Annotated in this window: 13 protein-coding genes and 1 tRNA gene; 5 read left to right on the top strand and 9 right to left on the bottom strand. The window is 30.3% G+C overall.

Going from position 1 to position 15229, the window contains the following annotated elements; genetic code table 11:
• The first annotated feature begins 5 nt into the window (after window positions 1–5).
• Window positions 6–839, top strand: a complete 834-nt coding sequence (gene nadC, locus AC5SLW_RS01170) for a carboxylating nicotinate-nucleotide diphosphorylase (RefSeq protein ID WP_494575386.1) — start codon at window positions 6–8, stop codon at window positions 837–839.
• On the opposite strand, the gene ppdK is transcribed toward nadC, so the two are convergent.
• Genes ppdK through AC5SLW_RS01150 form a run of 4 tightly spaced genes read right to left on the bottom strand, consistent with a single transcriptional unit; the run spans window position 836 to window position 7245 of the window.
• Window positions 836–3499 (bottom strand): pyruvate, phosphate dikinase, encoded by a 2664-nt coding sequence (ppdK, locus tag AC5SLW_RS01165; protein WP_494575384.1) that lies wholly within the window; start codon window positions 3497–3499, stop codon window positions 836–838. The two genes, nadC and ppdK, sit on opposite strands and share 4 nt — an antisense overlap.
• On the bottom strand, window positions 3496–5565 hold the full coding sequence (glyS, locus tag AC5SLW_RS01160) for a glycine--tRNA ligase subunit beta (RefSeq protein WP_494575382.1): 2070 nt from the start codon (window positions 5563–5565) through the stop codon (window positions 3496–3498). The genes ppdK and glyS overlap by 4 nt, the downstream gene beginning before the upstream one ends.
• Window positions 5565–6449, bottom strand: coding sequence for a glycine--tRNA ligase subunit alpha (locus AC5SLW_RS01155; RefSeq protein WP_494575380.1), 885 nt, complete (start codon window positions 6447–6449; stop codon window positions 5565–5567). The genes glyS and AC5SLW_RS01155 overlap by 1 nt, the downstream gene beginning before the upstream one ends.
• Window positions 6439–7245: a S49 family peptidase gene (locus tag AC5SLW_RS01150; protein WP_006997289.1), complete on the bottom strand. Its 807-nt coding sequence runs from the start codon at window positions 7243–7245 to the stop codon at window positions 6439–6441. The genes AC5SLW_RS01155 and AC5SLW_RS01150 overlap by 11 nt, the downstream gene beginning before the upstream one ends.
• Window positions 7246–7357: 112 nt before the next feature.
• On the opposite strand from AC5SLW_RS01150, the gene AC5SLW_RS01145 reads away from it, so the two are divergent.
• Window positions 7358–8371 (top strand): polyprenyl synthetase family protein, encoded by a 1014-nt coding sequence (locus tag AC5SLW_RS01145; RefSeq protein WP_027306705.1) that lies wholly within the window; start codon window positions 7358–7360, stop codon window positions 8369–8371.
• On the opposite strand, the gene pdxH is transcribed toward AC5SLW_RS01145, so the two are convergent.
• A complete protein-coding gene (gene pdxH / locus AC5SLW_RS01140) occupies window positions 8368–8994 on the bottom strand; it encodes a pyridoxamine 5'-phosphate oxidase (protein ID WP_494575377.1) in 627 nt (208 codons plus the stop codon). The two genes, AC5SLW_RS01145 and pdxH, sit on opposite strands and share 4 nt — an antisense overlap.
• A gap of 33 nt (window positions 8995–9027) precedes the next feature.
• On the opposite strand from pdxH, the gene aroC reads away from it, so the two are divergent.
• Entirely contained in the window at window positions 9028–10110 is a 1083-nt protein-coding gene (aroC, locus tag AC5SLW_RS01135) for a chorismate synthase (RefSeq protein ID WP_018413893.1), read from the top strand.
• A gap of 11 nt (window positions 10111–10121) precedes the next feature.
• Here aroC and dxs read toward each other — a convergent pair whose 3' ends face one another.
• Genes dxs through AC5SLW_RS01120 form a run of 3 tightly spaced genes read right to left on the bottom strand, consistent with a single transcriptional unit; the run spans window position 10122 to window position 13142 of the window.
• Window positions 10122–12035 carry a 1-deoxy-D-xylulose-5-phosphate synthase gene (dxs, locus tag AC5SLW_RS01130; protein ID WP_494575375.1) on the bottom strand — a complete coding sequence of 638 codons (1914 nt, stop codon included), beginning with the start codon at window positions 12033–12035 and terminating at the stop codon, window positions 10122–10124.
• Window positions 12035–12907 carry a polyprenyl synthetase family protein gene (locus tag AC5SLW_RS01125; RefSeq protein ID WP_027306708.1) on the bottom strand — a complete coding sequence of 291 codons (873 nt, stop codon included), beginning with the start codon at window positions 12905–12907 and terminating at the stop codon, window positions 12035–12037. The genes dxs and AC5SLW_RS01125 overlap by 1 nt, the downstream gene beginning before the upstream one ends.
• A complete protein-coding gene (locus AC5SLW_RS01120; RefSeq protein ID WP_006997295.1) occupies window positions 12897–13142 on the bottom strand; it encodes a hypothetical protein in 246 nt (81 codons plus the stop codon). Before AC5SLW_RS01120 ends, AC5SLW_RS01125 begins: the two co-directional genes overlap by 11 nt.
• A gap of 20 nt (window positions 13143–13162) precedes the next feature.
• Here AC5SLW_RS01120 and AC5SLW_RS01115 point away from each other — a divergent pair, with 20 nt between their 5' ends.
• Window positions 13163–14095 carry an L-threonylcarbamoyladenylate synthase gene (locus AC5SLW_RS01115; protein ID WP_018413889.1) on the top strand — a complete coding sequence of 311 codons (933 nt, stop codon included), beginning with the start codon at window positions 13163–13165 and terminating at the stop codon, window positions 14093–14095.
• Window positions 14096–14111: 16 nt separating this feature from the next.
• Here AC5SLW_RS01115 and AC5SLW_RS01110 read toward each other — a convergent pair.
• Window positions 14112–14188 (bottom strand) — tRNA-Arg (locus tag AC5SLW_RS01110).
• A gap of 23 nt (window positions 14189–14211) precedes the next feature.
• Here AC5SLW_RS01110 and AC5SLW_RS01105 point away from each other — a divergent pair.
• Window positions 14212–15192 carry an RluA family pseudouridine synthase gene (locus AC5SLW_RS01105; protein ID WP_027306710.1) on the top strand — a complete coding sequence of 327 codons (981 nt, stop codon included), beginning with the start codon at window positions 14212–14214 and terminating at the stop codon, window positions 15190–15192.
• Window positions 15193–15229 lie beyond the last annotated feature (37 nt).

The following is a 15229-nucleotide window of genomic DNA, read 5'->3' as shown; positions in this document are numbered from 1 at the left end:
TAAATGTGCCTAAAATTAAATTAAGCAACTATTATATCAGGAATAAAGTTAAGCTTGCATTAAATGAGGATCTTTATCCAAATGGAGATATTACTTCAAGTTTAGTTAAGAATAGTAAAGTTATAAAAATCAAATTAATTTCAAACCAACAAGCTGTAATTGCTGGCTTAGAGTTTGTTAAACAAACCTTCAAATTAATTGATAATAAAATTAAATTTATTATTAAAAAAAAAGAAGGTTCAATAGTCAAAAAGAACGACGTAGTAGCAACAATTGAAGGTAGGGCTGAAAATATTTTAATTGGTGAGAGGGTTGCTTTAAATTTTTTAAGTCATATCTCTGGAATTGCTACTAAGACTAATCAATTTGTTAAATTAGCTAATAAAAAAACTAAAATTTGCTGTACTAGAAAAACAATTCCAACCTTAAGAGTAATACAAAAATATGCCGTTACGTTAGGTGGTGGTACAAACCATAGGTTTAATTTAAGTGATGAATTTCTTATTAAAGACAATCATATTGCAAGCTCTGATATTAAAACTTTAGTATCTCTTGCAATCAAAAATAAAAAAGGAAGAAAAATTACAGTAGAAGTTGATAATTTAAATCAGCTCAAAAAAATAATGGGTTTAAAATTTAATACTGTTTTGTTTGATAATATGAACAATAAAACACTCAAGGCAGGTGTTAGAATGGCTAAAAAACATTATGAAACAGAAGCTTCTGGGAACGTTAATTTGAAATCTATTAAAAAAATTGCAGCAACGGGTGTCGATAGAATTTCAATTGGAAGTATCACTCATAGTGTACCAGCTATAGATTTTAAATTTGAAATCTAATTTTTTTTAGAAAGTTCAGCTTGTGCAGCAGCTAATCTTGCTACTGGAACTCTATATGGTGAGCAAGAAACATAATCCAAACCTGCATTAGCACAAAAGTGAATACTTTTAGGGTCTCCACCATGTTCTCCACAAATTCCAAGTTTAATTTTTTTATTAGTTTTTCTTCCTTTTTCAACTGCAATTTCTATTAAATCACCTACTCCGTCATCAATAGAGATAAATGGATCTATAGAAAAAATCTTATTCTCAAGGTAATCATTTAAAAATTTACCACTATCGTCTCTACTTAAACCGAATGTTGTTTGAGTTAAGTCATTAGTTCCAAAACTAAAGAACTCAGCGTGTTTAGCTATATCATCAGCTTTAATTGCTGCTCTTGGTAATTCAATCATTGTACCAACTAAATAATCTATTTTAATTTTTTTATCCTTTTGAACTTCTTTTGCAACTCTGACTACTAAATCTTTCATTATTCTAATCTCAGCTTCAGTTGATACTAAAGGGATCATAATTTCTGGAAATGCCGACTTAATATTTTTTATCTTAAGTTCAGATAAAGCCTCAAAGATTGCTCTACATTGCATTTCATAAATTTCTGGAAAAGAAATTCCCAATCGACACCCTCTATGACCAAGCATCGGGTTTTGTTCATGTAACTCGTTAATTCGAGACTCAATTTCTTTTAATGGTAACCCCACGACTTTTGCTACATCATTAATTTCTTTTTCTGTTTTTGGAAGAAACTCATGTAATGGTGGATCTAACAGTCTCACTGTGACAGGAAGACCATTCATAATTTTGAATATTTGTACAAAATCTTTTTTTTGATGTGGTAAAAGTTTTGCTAGCGCCCTGTTTCTATCTTCTACTGTTTTTGATAAAATCATTTCTCTAACAGATAAAATTCTCTCTTCATCAAAAAACATATGTTCGGTTCTACAAAGTCCTATACCTTCTGCTCCAAAGTCTCTTGCAGTTTTTGTATCTAATGGTGTTTCTGAATTCGTTCTTACTTTTAGTTTTCTAAAATTATCTGCCCAGCTCATTAATTTGGAAAAGTCTCCTGAAATTTCTGGTTTAACCGTTGGCACTTCTCCTAGGATAATTCTTCCTGTTGAACCATCAATTGTAATAATGTCTCCCTCTTTAATTTCAATAGAAGAAGTTTTAAAGGTTTTCGCTTCATAATTAATATCAATCTCACTAGAGCCAGAAACACATGGTCTACCCATTCCTCTTGCAACCACTGCAGCATGACTAGTCATCCCACCCCTTGCTGTTAAAATTCCTTTTGCAGCGTGCATTCCATGAATATCTTCAGGTGAAGTTTCTACACGTACTAAAATAGTATCCTGCATAACATTGTTTAATCTTTCTGCTTCCTCTGATGTAAAAACAACCTTACCACTTGCAGCACCTGGAGATGCTGGCAAACCGTTTGCTATAACGTTTAGTGTGCTTTTTTCGTCTAATGTAGGGTGTAACAATGTATCTAAAGAAGCTGGATCTATTCTCATTACTGCTTCTTTTTTAGAAATCAATTTTTCTTTAACCATATCAACTGCAATTCTAACAGCTGACTTTGAAGTTCTTTTTCCCGATCTTGTTTGTAGCATCCACAATTTATTATTTTCAACTGTAAATTCGACGTCTTGCATATCTTTGTAGTGCTTTTCTAAAATTTTTAAAATCTTATCTAATTGTTTAAATACTTTTGGCATAGCTTCTTCCATCGAAGCTTCTTTTGCTTTTGCATCTTTTCTTGCTTTTTTTGTTATATACTGAGGAGTTCTTGTACCTGCCACCACATCTTCTCCTTGAGCATTAATTAAGTATTCACCATACACTTCATTAACCCCATCTGATGGATTTCTTGTAAAAACAACACCAGTTGCACAATCATTACCCATATTGCCAAATACCATTGATTGAACGTTAACTGCAGTTCCCCATTCAGCAGGAATTTGGTTTAGTTTTCTATAAACTTTTGCTCTGTTACTTTCCCAAGATAGAAATACCGAACTAATAGCTCCCAATAATTGATCATATACGTTCTGGGGAAATTCTTTTTTGGTTTGATCTTTAATAACTTTTTTAAAATCATTAATTAATCCCTCCCAATCATCTGCATCAAGATCTGTATCTAAAAGAACACCTTTGGTTAATTTGTAATTTTCAATTAATTCTTCAAAGTGATAGCCCTCAACACCCATAACAACATTGCCATACATCTGAATAAATCTTCGGTAACTATCTTTTGCAAATCTGCTATTAGAAGTTTTTTTTGATAGTGCAATAACAGTCTTATCGTTTAATCCTAAATTCAAAATTGTGTCCATCATGCCAGGCATTGAAACTCTTGCACCAGATCTAACAGATAATAATAAAGGATTTTTTAAATCACCAAATTTTTTTCCTACTTCTTTTTCAATAATTTTTAATTCCTTTTTTATAGTATTAACAATTTTTGAATTTAATTTTTTCTTATCTTTGTAGAATAATTCACAAACTTTTGTTGAAATTGTAAATCCAGGAGGAACTGGCAGTCCCATTCTGCCCATTTCAGAAAGGTTTGCCCCTTTTCCACCTAAAAAATTTTTAGGATTTTTAATTTTTTTTGAATTTTTTGATTTAAAATTTAAAATTAGCTTATTCACTGTTTGATTTCTATATTTGAAAAATTTATGTAATTATCAAATGTTCTACATAACATTTGTAAAAGTTCCAATCTGTTTTTTTTAATATTTTTATCATCATCATTGACCTTAACATTGTCAAAAAACTCTGAAGTTGTTTTTTTAGCGCCAGCAAGAATTTCAAGTGTTTCTCTGTAGTTTTCATCTTTGCCAATATTTGTAAAATATTTTCTTATTTCATTAATTTTTTTAAATAGGTTTTTTTCATAGTCATTTTTAAAAATACCAGGGTCAGTTGTATTTGACAGTTCAAGATCTGTATTTTTCAACTCACTTTCAAGTATACTGTAAGCTCTTTTGTAGCTTGTAATAATGTCCTCTCCTATAACTTTGCTGATTAGCCCACTAAGTGTTGAAGCTTTTTTATATATTTTGTTCATATGATCTAATCCATGTGCTTTCATACTGGCTTCTATTACCTCTGGTCTAATCTTTTTCTCTTTCATGTAGTATTTTAATCTGTCCATTAAAAAATCGGATAATTCTTTTTGAGATGAATCGTTTGAAAAAATAAACCCTTGGTCTTTATGTAGTGAAGTGGAATAACTAATAAGATCTTTGATTTTAAACTCTTTATTATTATCAATTAATAGCTTTATTACACCAAGTGCAGACCTTCTAAGCGCATAAGGGTCTTTTGAGCTAGTTGGTTTTTGGTTAATTCCAAAAAAACCTACTAACGTATCAATTTTGTCAGTTAAAGCTAAAGCAATACTAAACGGTTTCTTTGGAGTTTTGCTATCAAGACCTACTGGTTGATAATGTTCACTTATTGCTAGCGCTATCTCTTTATCAAAACCTTGCACTTCAGCGAAATGTCCGCCCATAATTCCTTGAAGCTCAGGAAATTCACCAACAATATCAGAAACCAAATCAACTTTGCAAATCGATGCTGATAGTTCAACTTGATCTTTACTAATTAATAATTCATCAGAAATCATTCCTCCAAGTTTTCTCATTCTTTGAATCTTGTCAAAATAAGATCCAAGACCTTTAAAATAATTCATATTTTTTAATTTTGAAACTTGTTTAACTAAATTTTGAGATTTATTTTTTTCCCAAAAAAATTGAGCATCACTTAATCTTGCTTCTACAACCCTTTCATTACCCATCTTAATATAACCTTTTTCATCTTTGTTATTTGCCACAACTAAAAATTCATTAGTAATTTTTCCTTTTTTATCAAATGTTGGAAAATATTTTTGATGGTGTTGCATTGTGATAATCAAAATTTCTTTTGGAATATTCAAAAATTTCTGATCAAATTTACATACCAAAATATTTGGTTGCTCAACTATATCTGTAACTTCATCTAAAAGTTTATTATTAGGCTCGATAATGAAATTATTTTTTCTAGATATTTTTTCAATTTCTTTAACAATAAATTCTTTTCTCAATACGTGATCTATAATTATGCCAGATTGACTAAAGAAATCTTTGTAACTTTTAAAATTTTTAAATATTTTTTTTTTATCTTCAAACTCTTTGTCAATAAATGTTGTGTTAGAGGCTATTAAATGATGAAATTTAAAATTTAAACTTTTATCATCAAAAACTGCTAGGATGGATTTTAATGGTCTCGCCCAACTAAGGTTATAGTTTCCCCAGGTCATAGATTTTTTCCATTGTAATTTATCAAGGATTATAGGTGTATATTCTTGAAGTAAATCTATGGTATTAATTTTAGTTGATGCTTTCTTGAAAAAATAAAATTCTCCTTTTTCCAATGTTTTTTTAAGAAGATCTTTTTTTTCTATTTGATTTGACCTTAAAAACCCCTCAATAGCTTTTTCTGGAGCTTTAACATTTGGTCCTTTTATTTCTTCAGCTTTTTGTATTATTTCTTTAGATAGGCCTTCAAATAAAATTATAAGACGATTTGGTGTTGAAAATGAAGAACTTTTTTTGAACAGAATTTTTTTTTCCTCAAATAAATTTTGAAAATTTTCTAATAAAACATTACGTGAGTTACTCTGTAAACCAGCTGGTATTTCCTCACTAAACAACTCTATAAAAAAATCTGACATTAATCTGTTTGATTGCTTAACCAACTTTCGGCGACTGCTTTTGTAATGTCTCTAATACGCCCTATATAACCCGCTCTTTGAGCAACACTTATAACTCCTCTTGCATCTAAAATATTAAATGCATGGCTTGCTTTTAGACATTGATCATATGCAGGTAGTGAAATTTTTTTATCTACCAATGCTTTTGCTTCAAGCTCGAACATATCAAACATTTTGAATAGATTTTCTGTATTGGCATGTTCAAAATTATATGCTGAAAACTCTTTTTCAGCTTGAAGAAACACATCCCCATATTTTACACCTTCATCATTCCATAGTAAATCATAAACATTTTTCATTTGTTGAGTAAACATGCAAATTCTTTCGAGGCCATACGTGATTTCAACTGACACAGGTTTGCATTCAAATCCAGCCATTTGTTGAAAGTATGTAAATTGAGTAATTTCCATTCCATCACACCAAACTTCCCATCCTAAACCTGCCGCACCTAAAGTTGGACTTTCCCAATCATCTTCAACAAATCTAATATCATGTTCTTTATGATTAATACCGATTACAGCCAAACTATTTAAATAAAGTTTTTTGATGTTATCTGGTGAGGGTTTTATTAAAACTTGGAATTGATAATAATGCTGTAATCTATTTGGGTTTTCTCCATATCTTCCATCAGTGGGTCTTCTTGATGGCTGAACATAAGCTGCTTTCCATAGCTTAGGACCTAATGATCTTAAAGTTGTAGCAGGATGAAAGGTTCCTGCACCAACTTCTATGTCATATGGCTGTAGAAGAATACATCCCTGTTTGCTCCAATATTTTTGAAGATTCAAAATAGTATCTTGAAACGATTGAAATTTAGGTTTTATAATTTTTTCCTTAGAAGCCATATCTTTGCCAGATAGATCTTTCCTCTAAAATATTTGCTAGTTGATCTATTTGATTGCTAGAGGAAGATAATTTCTTACTTAACCAACCCTTAGATTTTTCAAATTTTTTGATAATCACATCTTCACCAAATTTTTCTTTTAAAATTTCATTAGCATTACCTAATCCATCAATAAGACCAAGTTCTTTTGATTTACTACCCGCCCAAAACTCTCCTGAGAACAATTCAATCCCATCCTTTTTAAGTTTAGATCCTCTACTTTCTTCTACAACTTTAATAAAATCTTTATGTAAATCTAATTGAATATTCTTAAGTCTCTCAATATCTTCTGACTTCTCTTCTTGAAAAGGATCTAATGAGCTTTTATTTTTTCCAGCTGTATGAACTCTTCTTTCTACACCAATTTTTTTAATTAGTTCTGTAAATCCAAATGATGAATAAATAACCCCTATTGATCCAATAATTGAACTTGAATTTGCATATATCTCATCTCCTGCACAAGCTATTAGGTATCCACCAGAAGCTGCAACATCTTCTGCGAACACTATTACTTTTATTTTGTTTTTCTTAGCTTGAGCTCTAATAAATTTGTAGATTAAATGTGATTGGACTGGTGATCCACCTGGTGAATTTATAGTAATTGCCACTGCTTTTGCTTTTTTTAGTGAAAAAGCCTTTTCTATAATCTCTTCTTGTCCTGCAAAATCTATGCCCTGTTTAAACTTTCCAGCATTGCCAATTACGCCATTTAGCTTGATATGAGCTATTATTTTTTTCTTTTTAAAAAAAGAGAACATTGTTAATCCTTATAGAATTTTTGATTTAATATAAAGCCTACTTATAGTTGAAGATTAAGGTGCGTCAATTGATAAGTAATAAATATAACTTAATTATACTAACTTATTTTTTATGGGAACTGTAGTTCAACTTAAAAACCAAATAAATAATTCATATTATCAGCTAAAAGATTCTGTTGATGAAAAATTAGTTTTAGTTGAAGAAAAGATTAAATCAAAACTCTTGAGTGAAGTTGATCTGGTTAAGAAAATGACTGAATATCATATCGACACTGGTGGAAAAAGATTAAGAGCCCTACTAACGCTTGGGTCAGCTAAGTTATGTGGCTACACTAAAGGAGGTCGAGATATTAATTTAGCAGCATGTGTAGAAATGATACATGGGGCCACTTTAATGCATGATGATGTCATTGATCTTGGAAATATTAGAAGAGGTAAAAAAACATTAAATTCAATTTGGGGAAATCACTCTTCTGTATTAATTGGTGACTATCTTTTAAGTAGATGTTTTGAAATGATGGTCGATGATGGGAATATAGAAGTTTTAAAACTTTTATCCTCAACTTCGTCAAAGATCGCTCAAGGAGAGGTATTACAACTACAACACAAAGGTGAAGTAGACATGTTAGAAGAAACATATTTTAAGATTATTACAGCAAAAACAGCTGAACTTTTTTCTGCTGCAACTAAAGTTGGTGCAATTTTATCTAATAAAGAAATAAAAGAAAAAGAGGCACTAGAGTTTTATGGAAAAAACTTAGGCTTAACATTTCAAATTGCTGATGACACATTAGATTACAATTCTGATCTAAAATTTTTTGGTAAAAAAATTGGTAAAGATTTTCTTGAAGGTAAAATTACTTTACCTGTTATTTTGTTATTTCAGAATGTATCGTCAATAGAAAAAGATAAGTTAAAAAATATTTTTAAACAAGAAACAAGATCAAATGAAGATTTAAATTTTACCTTAGAGCTTATTAAGAAGTACAACATAATCAATGAATGCTACAAAAAAGCTGAACATTTTATTAACCTTGCATCAAATTCTTTAACTGTATTTAAGGATAGTGATGAAAAAAAGATTTTAGAAAGTCTTACATCATTTAGTCTACAAAGAACCTTTTAGGGGCTTAATAAAGATTTAACCCAGTTTCCCTCAGTATCTTTAGTATATTTAAGTCTTTCATGAATTCTGCTATCTCCATCTAACCAAAATTCTATACTTATGGGTATTAAATTCCAACCTGACCAATGCTCTGGTCTTGGTACATCATTTTTATTACTATATTTTTTTTTATATTCCTCTATTGAGTTTAAAAGCTCATCTCTATTATTTAATACAGTGCTTTGTTTTGAGGCCCATGCTCCAATTCTGCTCTCATAACCTCTACTATTATAATATTCATCTGCTACTTCATTAGAAACTTTTTGCACCATTCCATTAATTCTTACTTGTCTTAGAAGGCTTTTCCAATGAAAACACATGGATGCTTTTGGATTTTTTTTTAATTCATTTCCCTTTTGACTATTTAGATTGGTATAAAAAACAAATCCATCTTTGTTAAAATCTTTTAATAAGACCATTCTAATTGATGGAAAATTATTTTGATCTGATGTGGCTAAAGCTAGTGCATTTGGATCATTTAACTCTGTTTTTTTTGCTTCATTCATCCAAACTTCAAATAAATCTATTGGATCAATTTTATCTAAAAAGCATTTATTAAGGCCTAATGAGTTTTTTTGATTCATAATTTTAACAAAATAATCTATATACTATAGATAATGTCATTTAATACTTTTGGAAAGCAATTTCGTTTCACAACATGGGGAGAATCTCATGGACCAGCATTAGGCTGTGTCGTTGATGGTTGTCCACCAAATATAAACTTGAAAGAGCAAGATATTCAAGTTGAACTAGATAAAAGAAAACCAGGACAATCAAAATTTACAACACAGAGAAAAGAAGATGATAAAGTGCAAATTTTATCTGGTGTATTTGAGGGCAAAACGACTGGAACACCTATTTCTTTAATTATTTACAATCAAGATATGAGGTCGAAAGATTATGGAGATATCAAAGATAAATTTAGACCTGGACACGCTGATTTTACGTACTTTAAGAAATATGGAATAAGAGATTACCGTGGCGGTGGAAGATCCTCTGCAAGAGAAACAGCTGCAAGAGTTGCTGCGGGTGCAATTGCTAAAAAAGTTTTAGAGAATAAATTAGGTAAAAAATTTAAAGTTGTAGGGGCTGTTACTCAATTAGGAATATTGGGATGTGATACTAGAAAATGGAACGATCTAACAATTAACAAAAATCCCTTTTTTTGTCCTGATAAGAATATGCTGAAACTTTGGGAAAAATATTTGTTAGATATAAGAAAGTCTGGATCATCTTGTGGAGCAGTTATTGAAGTAAGAGCCAGAGGAATTCCAGTTGGTTTAGGTGCTCCAATTTATTCTAAATTAGATATGGATATTGCCTCTGCAATGATGAGTATTAATGCTGTTAAAGGTGTTAATATTGGTTCTGGAATGAATTCTGCACAATTAAGTGGAGAACAAAACTCAGATGAAATTTCACAAAAAGGTAAAAAATTAAAATTTGATTCTAATAATGCAGGGGGAATTCTTGGTGGTATTTCAACAGGACAAGAAATTATTGTTTCATTTGCTGTTAAGCCAACATCATCGATTTTAACAACTAGAAAAACTATAAATAAGTTTGGAAAAAATACTACTATTTCAGTTAAAGGTCGGCATGATCCTTGTGTTGGTATTCGTGCAGTGCCTGTAGGGGAAGCAATGATGAATTGTGTTTTGTTAGACCATTACTTAATGAACAAAGCTCAGTGTAGCTAATTTTTTTTAATTTAATTTTTAACTACTTTTATCGACTCTTTTGTAAATAAGATGTCTAGTATTTTTTTTGATATTTGAGATGCGTTAAGACCAGCAACATCATACATTTTTTTTGGACTATCTTGTTCGATGAAAATATCAGGCAATATCATGGTTCTAAATTTTAAACCTTTATCAAATATACCTTTTTCTGATAACAAATTTTCCACGTGAGAGCCAAAACCTCCAATAGATCCCTCTTCTACAGTAATCATAGCCTCATGTTCTCGCGCACATTTTAAAATAAGTTCTTGGTCCAAGGGTTTAGCAAAACGAGCGTCAACTATCGTTGACTCAATTCCTTTATTTTTTAATTCTGCTGCTGCAATTTTACATTCTTCCAATCTAGTTCCTATACTTAAAATACAAACCTGTTTCCCTTCTTGAATAACTCTTCCTTTTCCAATCTCTATGTTCTCATCTATTGATGGTAATTCCACTCCTATGCCATTTCCTCTTGGGTATCTAATAGCACAAGGTTTGTTATTGATTGTCATCGATGTATTTATCATTTTAACTAATTCTGCTTCATCACTTGGTGCCATTACTATAAAATTAGGAAGAGTAGAAAGATAAGTAATATCGAATGAGCCAGCATGAGTTGATCCATCAGCACCTACTAAACCTGCTCTATCTATAATAAATCTCACAGGTAAACTTTGAATAGCCACATCATGAACCACTTGATCATAAGCTCTTTGTAAAAAAGTCGAATAGATTGCAACATATGGCTTATAGCCTTCAGTGGCTAACCCTGCTGCAAAAGTAACAGCATGCTGCTCAGCAATTCCAACATCAAACATTCTTTTTGGAAAATCTTTGGCAAAAATATCCATACCCGTTCCACCTGGCATAGCAGCAGTAACTCCTACAACTTTACTGTCTCTTTCTGCATGTTTCACTAAAGTGTTTGCAAAAACCTTTGTATAAGCTGGAAGATTTGTTCCACTTTTTACCTGTTCGCCAGTTACAACATTAAATTTTGAAACACCGTGATAATGATCACTAGCTTTTTCAGCATAAGAATATCCTTTACCTTTTTGAGTTTTTATATGAATCATAATTGGACCTTGATGCTTTGAGTCTCTTGCATTTTTTAAAATCGGTATGAGTGTAGACAAATCATGTCCATCTATTGGACCAACATAATAAAAACCTAAAGAATTAAAAAGAGTACCACCAGTTACAGCTGATCTTAAAAAATCCTCAGCTTTTCCAGCTTTCACACTAAATCTTTTAGAAAAAGCAGAAACTATTAATTTAAAAGTTTCCCTTAAACTAAAATAAATTTTTCCTGTTAGAAGTTTAGCTAAATAAGTTCTCATAGCACCTACTGGTTTTGCAATCGACATATCGTTATCATTTAAAATAACAATCATTTTAGTTTTTGAAGCACCTGCGTTATTCATTGCCTCATATGCCATACCCGCACTAATTGCACCATCTCCTATGACTGCAATTATATTATTTAATTTATTTGATAACTTATTTGCTTCCGCCATGCCTAGAGCTGATGATATTGATGTTGAGCTATGTGCAGCACCAAATGGATCATACTCACTTTCAGATCTTTTTGTAAAACCAGACAATCCATTACCTTGTCTCAATGTTTTAATTTTTGATTTTCTTCCAGTCAAAATTTTATGTGGATAAGTTTGATGACCCACATCCCAAATTAGTCTGTCATTTGGAGTATCAAATACGTAATGTAAAGCTACGGTTAGCTCAACAACCCCAAGACCTGCACCTAAGTGTCCTCCTGTTTCAGATACTGCATCAATCATCTCTTTTCTAACTTCGTTAGAAACTTCTTGAAGATCGTTCTCTGATAATTTTCTTAAGTCAGAAGGAAAATTAATATCTTTGAGAAATTTATAGTTTTGCATTATTTATTTCTTTTTAAAATGTAGTCTAGAGTTTCATTTAAACTGTTAGTGTTTGAACTATATTTATTTAAATCTTTAATTATTTCAGACTTAATTTTATCAGCATATTTAATAGCATTTTGATATCCTAGTAAACTGATTAAAGTGGCTTTACCTTTTTTCTTATCCTTACCTGTTAACTTACCAGCAATAACTGTAGAGCCTTTAAAGTCTATTAAATCGTCAGCAATTTGAAATAAAAGTCCAATATTTGACCCTATATTTTCAAAAAACTTTATTTGAGTATTACTTTTTCTCTTAATAATAACTGGGACAGCGCAACAAAAGCTAAAGAGCTTGCCTGTTTTTTTTATTTCCATGTCTATAATTTTACTTTTAGAAACTTTTTTTTTTTCAAAACTAAGATCTAAATATTGACCACCAGCTATTCCTAGATGTCCAGAAGTCTCTGAGAGTTTTTTTATTAGATCTACTTTTATTTTTTCATTTAACTTTAAGCTCGAACTAACCAAGATTTCAAAAGCCATTGTTAAAAGTGAGTTTCCTGCTAGTACCGCTGTTGATTCTCCAAATTTAATATGTGTAGAAATTTTTCCTCTTCTTATTTTATCATCATCCATGCAAGGTAAATCATCATGTATTAATGAATAAGCATGAATACATTCAACTGCAGCACCAATAGAAATTAGTGTTTTGTAATTAATTTTAAATATAGCTCCTATATCAATTAAAATTTTTGATCTAATTTTTTTTCCACCTGGAAATAACCCATATTCCATAGCAGCTATTAATTCTGTTCTTTTTTGTCCTTTAATAAATCGCTTTAAAAATAAGTTTGTATCTTTTGCTATTCTAGCAAGTTTATTTTGCATTTTTTTTTGAATTTATATTGTTAATTTTTTTTTTTGTTTCTTCATTGATCATTTTTGAAGTTTTATAGAATTTTTTTTCAATAATATTATTTAATTTTAATAATTGCTGATATGAATCAATTGAATTCTGCAAGTCTTTCTCCGACTCTAAAGATTCAATAATATTATTTGCCTCTTTTGTTAACTCCTCAAGAGACAGTGTGTTATTATCAAGTGGTAAATTTTTATCTTTCATATAATAATAATTATTAATACATGAAATCTAATCAATCAAATATCAAAAAAGCAAAAAAATACCTTGATAAAAATTACTGTATTGGCGTACCTACTGAAACCGTTTATGGTCTAGCCGCGAATGCATACAAGAATTCAGCAGTAAATAAGATTTATAATTTAAAAAAGAGACCAAAAAACAACCCTTTAATCGTACATTATCACGATATCGATTCTCTTAAAAAAGATTGCTTGATAAATGATAATTTTATTAAACTTTATAAAAAATTTTCACCTGGCCCAATAACATACGTATTACAATTAAAAAAAAACTCTAAGATTTCAAAATATGTAACTAATAATAAGAAAAGTTTAGCAGTAAGATTTCCAAAACACACAATATTTAAAAATTTACTAAAACAGCTAGATTATCCATTAGCTGCACCTAGTGCTAATATTACAACTAAAGTAAGTGCTGTTAATGCAAAAGATGTTAAAGAAGAATTCGGTAATAAAATTAAATATATTTTAGACGGAGGTACTTGCGCTATTGGAATAGAGTCTACAATAGTTAATCTTACAGCTAGACCAACTATACTGAGATTAGGAGGTCTAGATATTTCAAAAATTCAAACAGCTTTAGGTTTCAAGATGAATATATCTACCAATCCTAAGAAAAAAATAGCCCCTGGTCAATCACGGCTACATTACTCTCCTGGTATTCCTTTAAGAATGAACGTCACAAAACCAAAAAATGACGAAGCTTTCATATTAATTAAGAAAAAGAAAACTAAACCCAAAAATTATTTTTATTTAACTTCGAAAAGTAATTTAGATGAAGCAGCAAAAAACCTTTATTCGTGTCTAAGAAAAATAAAAAATGAGGGTTATAAATCGATTGCTGTGGAAAAGATTCCTAATATAGGGCTTGGTAAAGCTATAAATGATAGATTGCGGAGGGCATCAAAGTATTAGACATTTTGTTTGGTTATGGTGCGCCTGCTAGGAGTCGAACCCAGAACCTCCTGATCCGAAGTCAGGCGCTCTATCCAGTTGAGCTACAAGCGCATATAGTATTAATATTACATTTTATGGAAAAAAACATTAATTTAATAGTTGGTGAAGATGAGAATAATCTCAGGCTTGATGTATTCATTAATAAAAGAGAAAACTTAATTAGCAGATCCAGAATTAAGAATTTAATTCTTAAAGAAAAATTAAAAATAAATGATCAAATTATTAATAGTCCCTCAAAAAAAGTACTGAGTGGAGATGAGATAAATCTTCAAATTCCAGAACCTAAAGAAGCATCATTAAAGCCATATAATTTTAAGTTACAAATTGTTTATGAAGATGATGATTTGCTAATAATCAACAAGCCGGCAGGTATAATCATGCATCCAGGTGCAGGAAATTATGATGAAACAATTGTTAACGCCTTAATGCATTATAACAAGGACTCGTTATCCACAATAGGTGATGAACTAAGGCCTGGCATAGTTCATAGGATTGACAAGGATACTTCAGGATTAATAGTTATTGCTAAAAATAATGAAACACACGAAAACTTATCACATCAATTTAGTGAGCACACAATTACGAGAGTTTATCAGCTTTTAATTTGGGGGAAACTTAGACCATCCTCTGGAAAAATTGATACGTTTATAACTAGAAGCTCAAAAAATAGACAGATGATGGAAGTTAGCAATTCTAAAGGCAAAAGAGCAATCACTAATTACAAAACAATTGAGATTTTTGAAAATGATAAAACTCCTACATTAAGCTTAGTGGAATGCAGATTGGAAACTGGAAGAACGCATCAAATAAGAGTTCACATGACACATATGGGTAATAGTATTATGGGTGATGGAAAATATAAAAAAAAATATAAAAAACTTAAAAATATCGATACTAATTTAGAAAATTTAATTTATAAATTAGATAGACAATTTTTGCATGCTCAAACATTGGGGTTTATTCACCCAAGAACTAATGAGGAAATGGTTTTTACCTCAATTTTGCCACAAGAACTTGAAAATATTTTAGTATTGCTTAGAAATACTGGCAAATAAAACCTTGAAATAATACTATAGTCAATTAAATAAATAC

Source organism: Candidatus Pelagibacter sp. PS_40 (assembly GCF_059417765.1).
The sequence above is the reverse complement of the archived record's forward strand: the minus strand, read 5'-3'. Positions and strand labels throughout refer to the sequence as shown.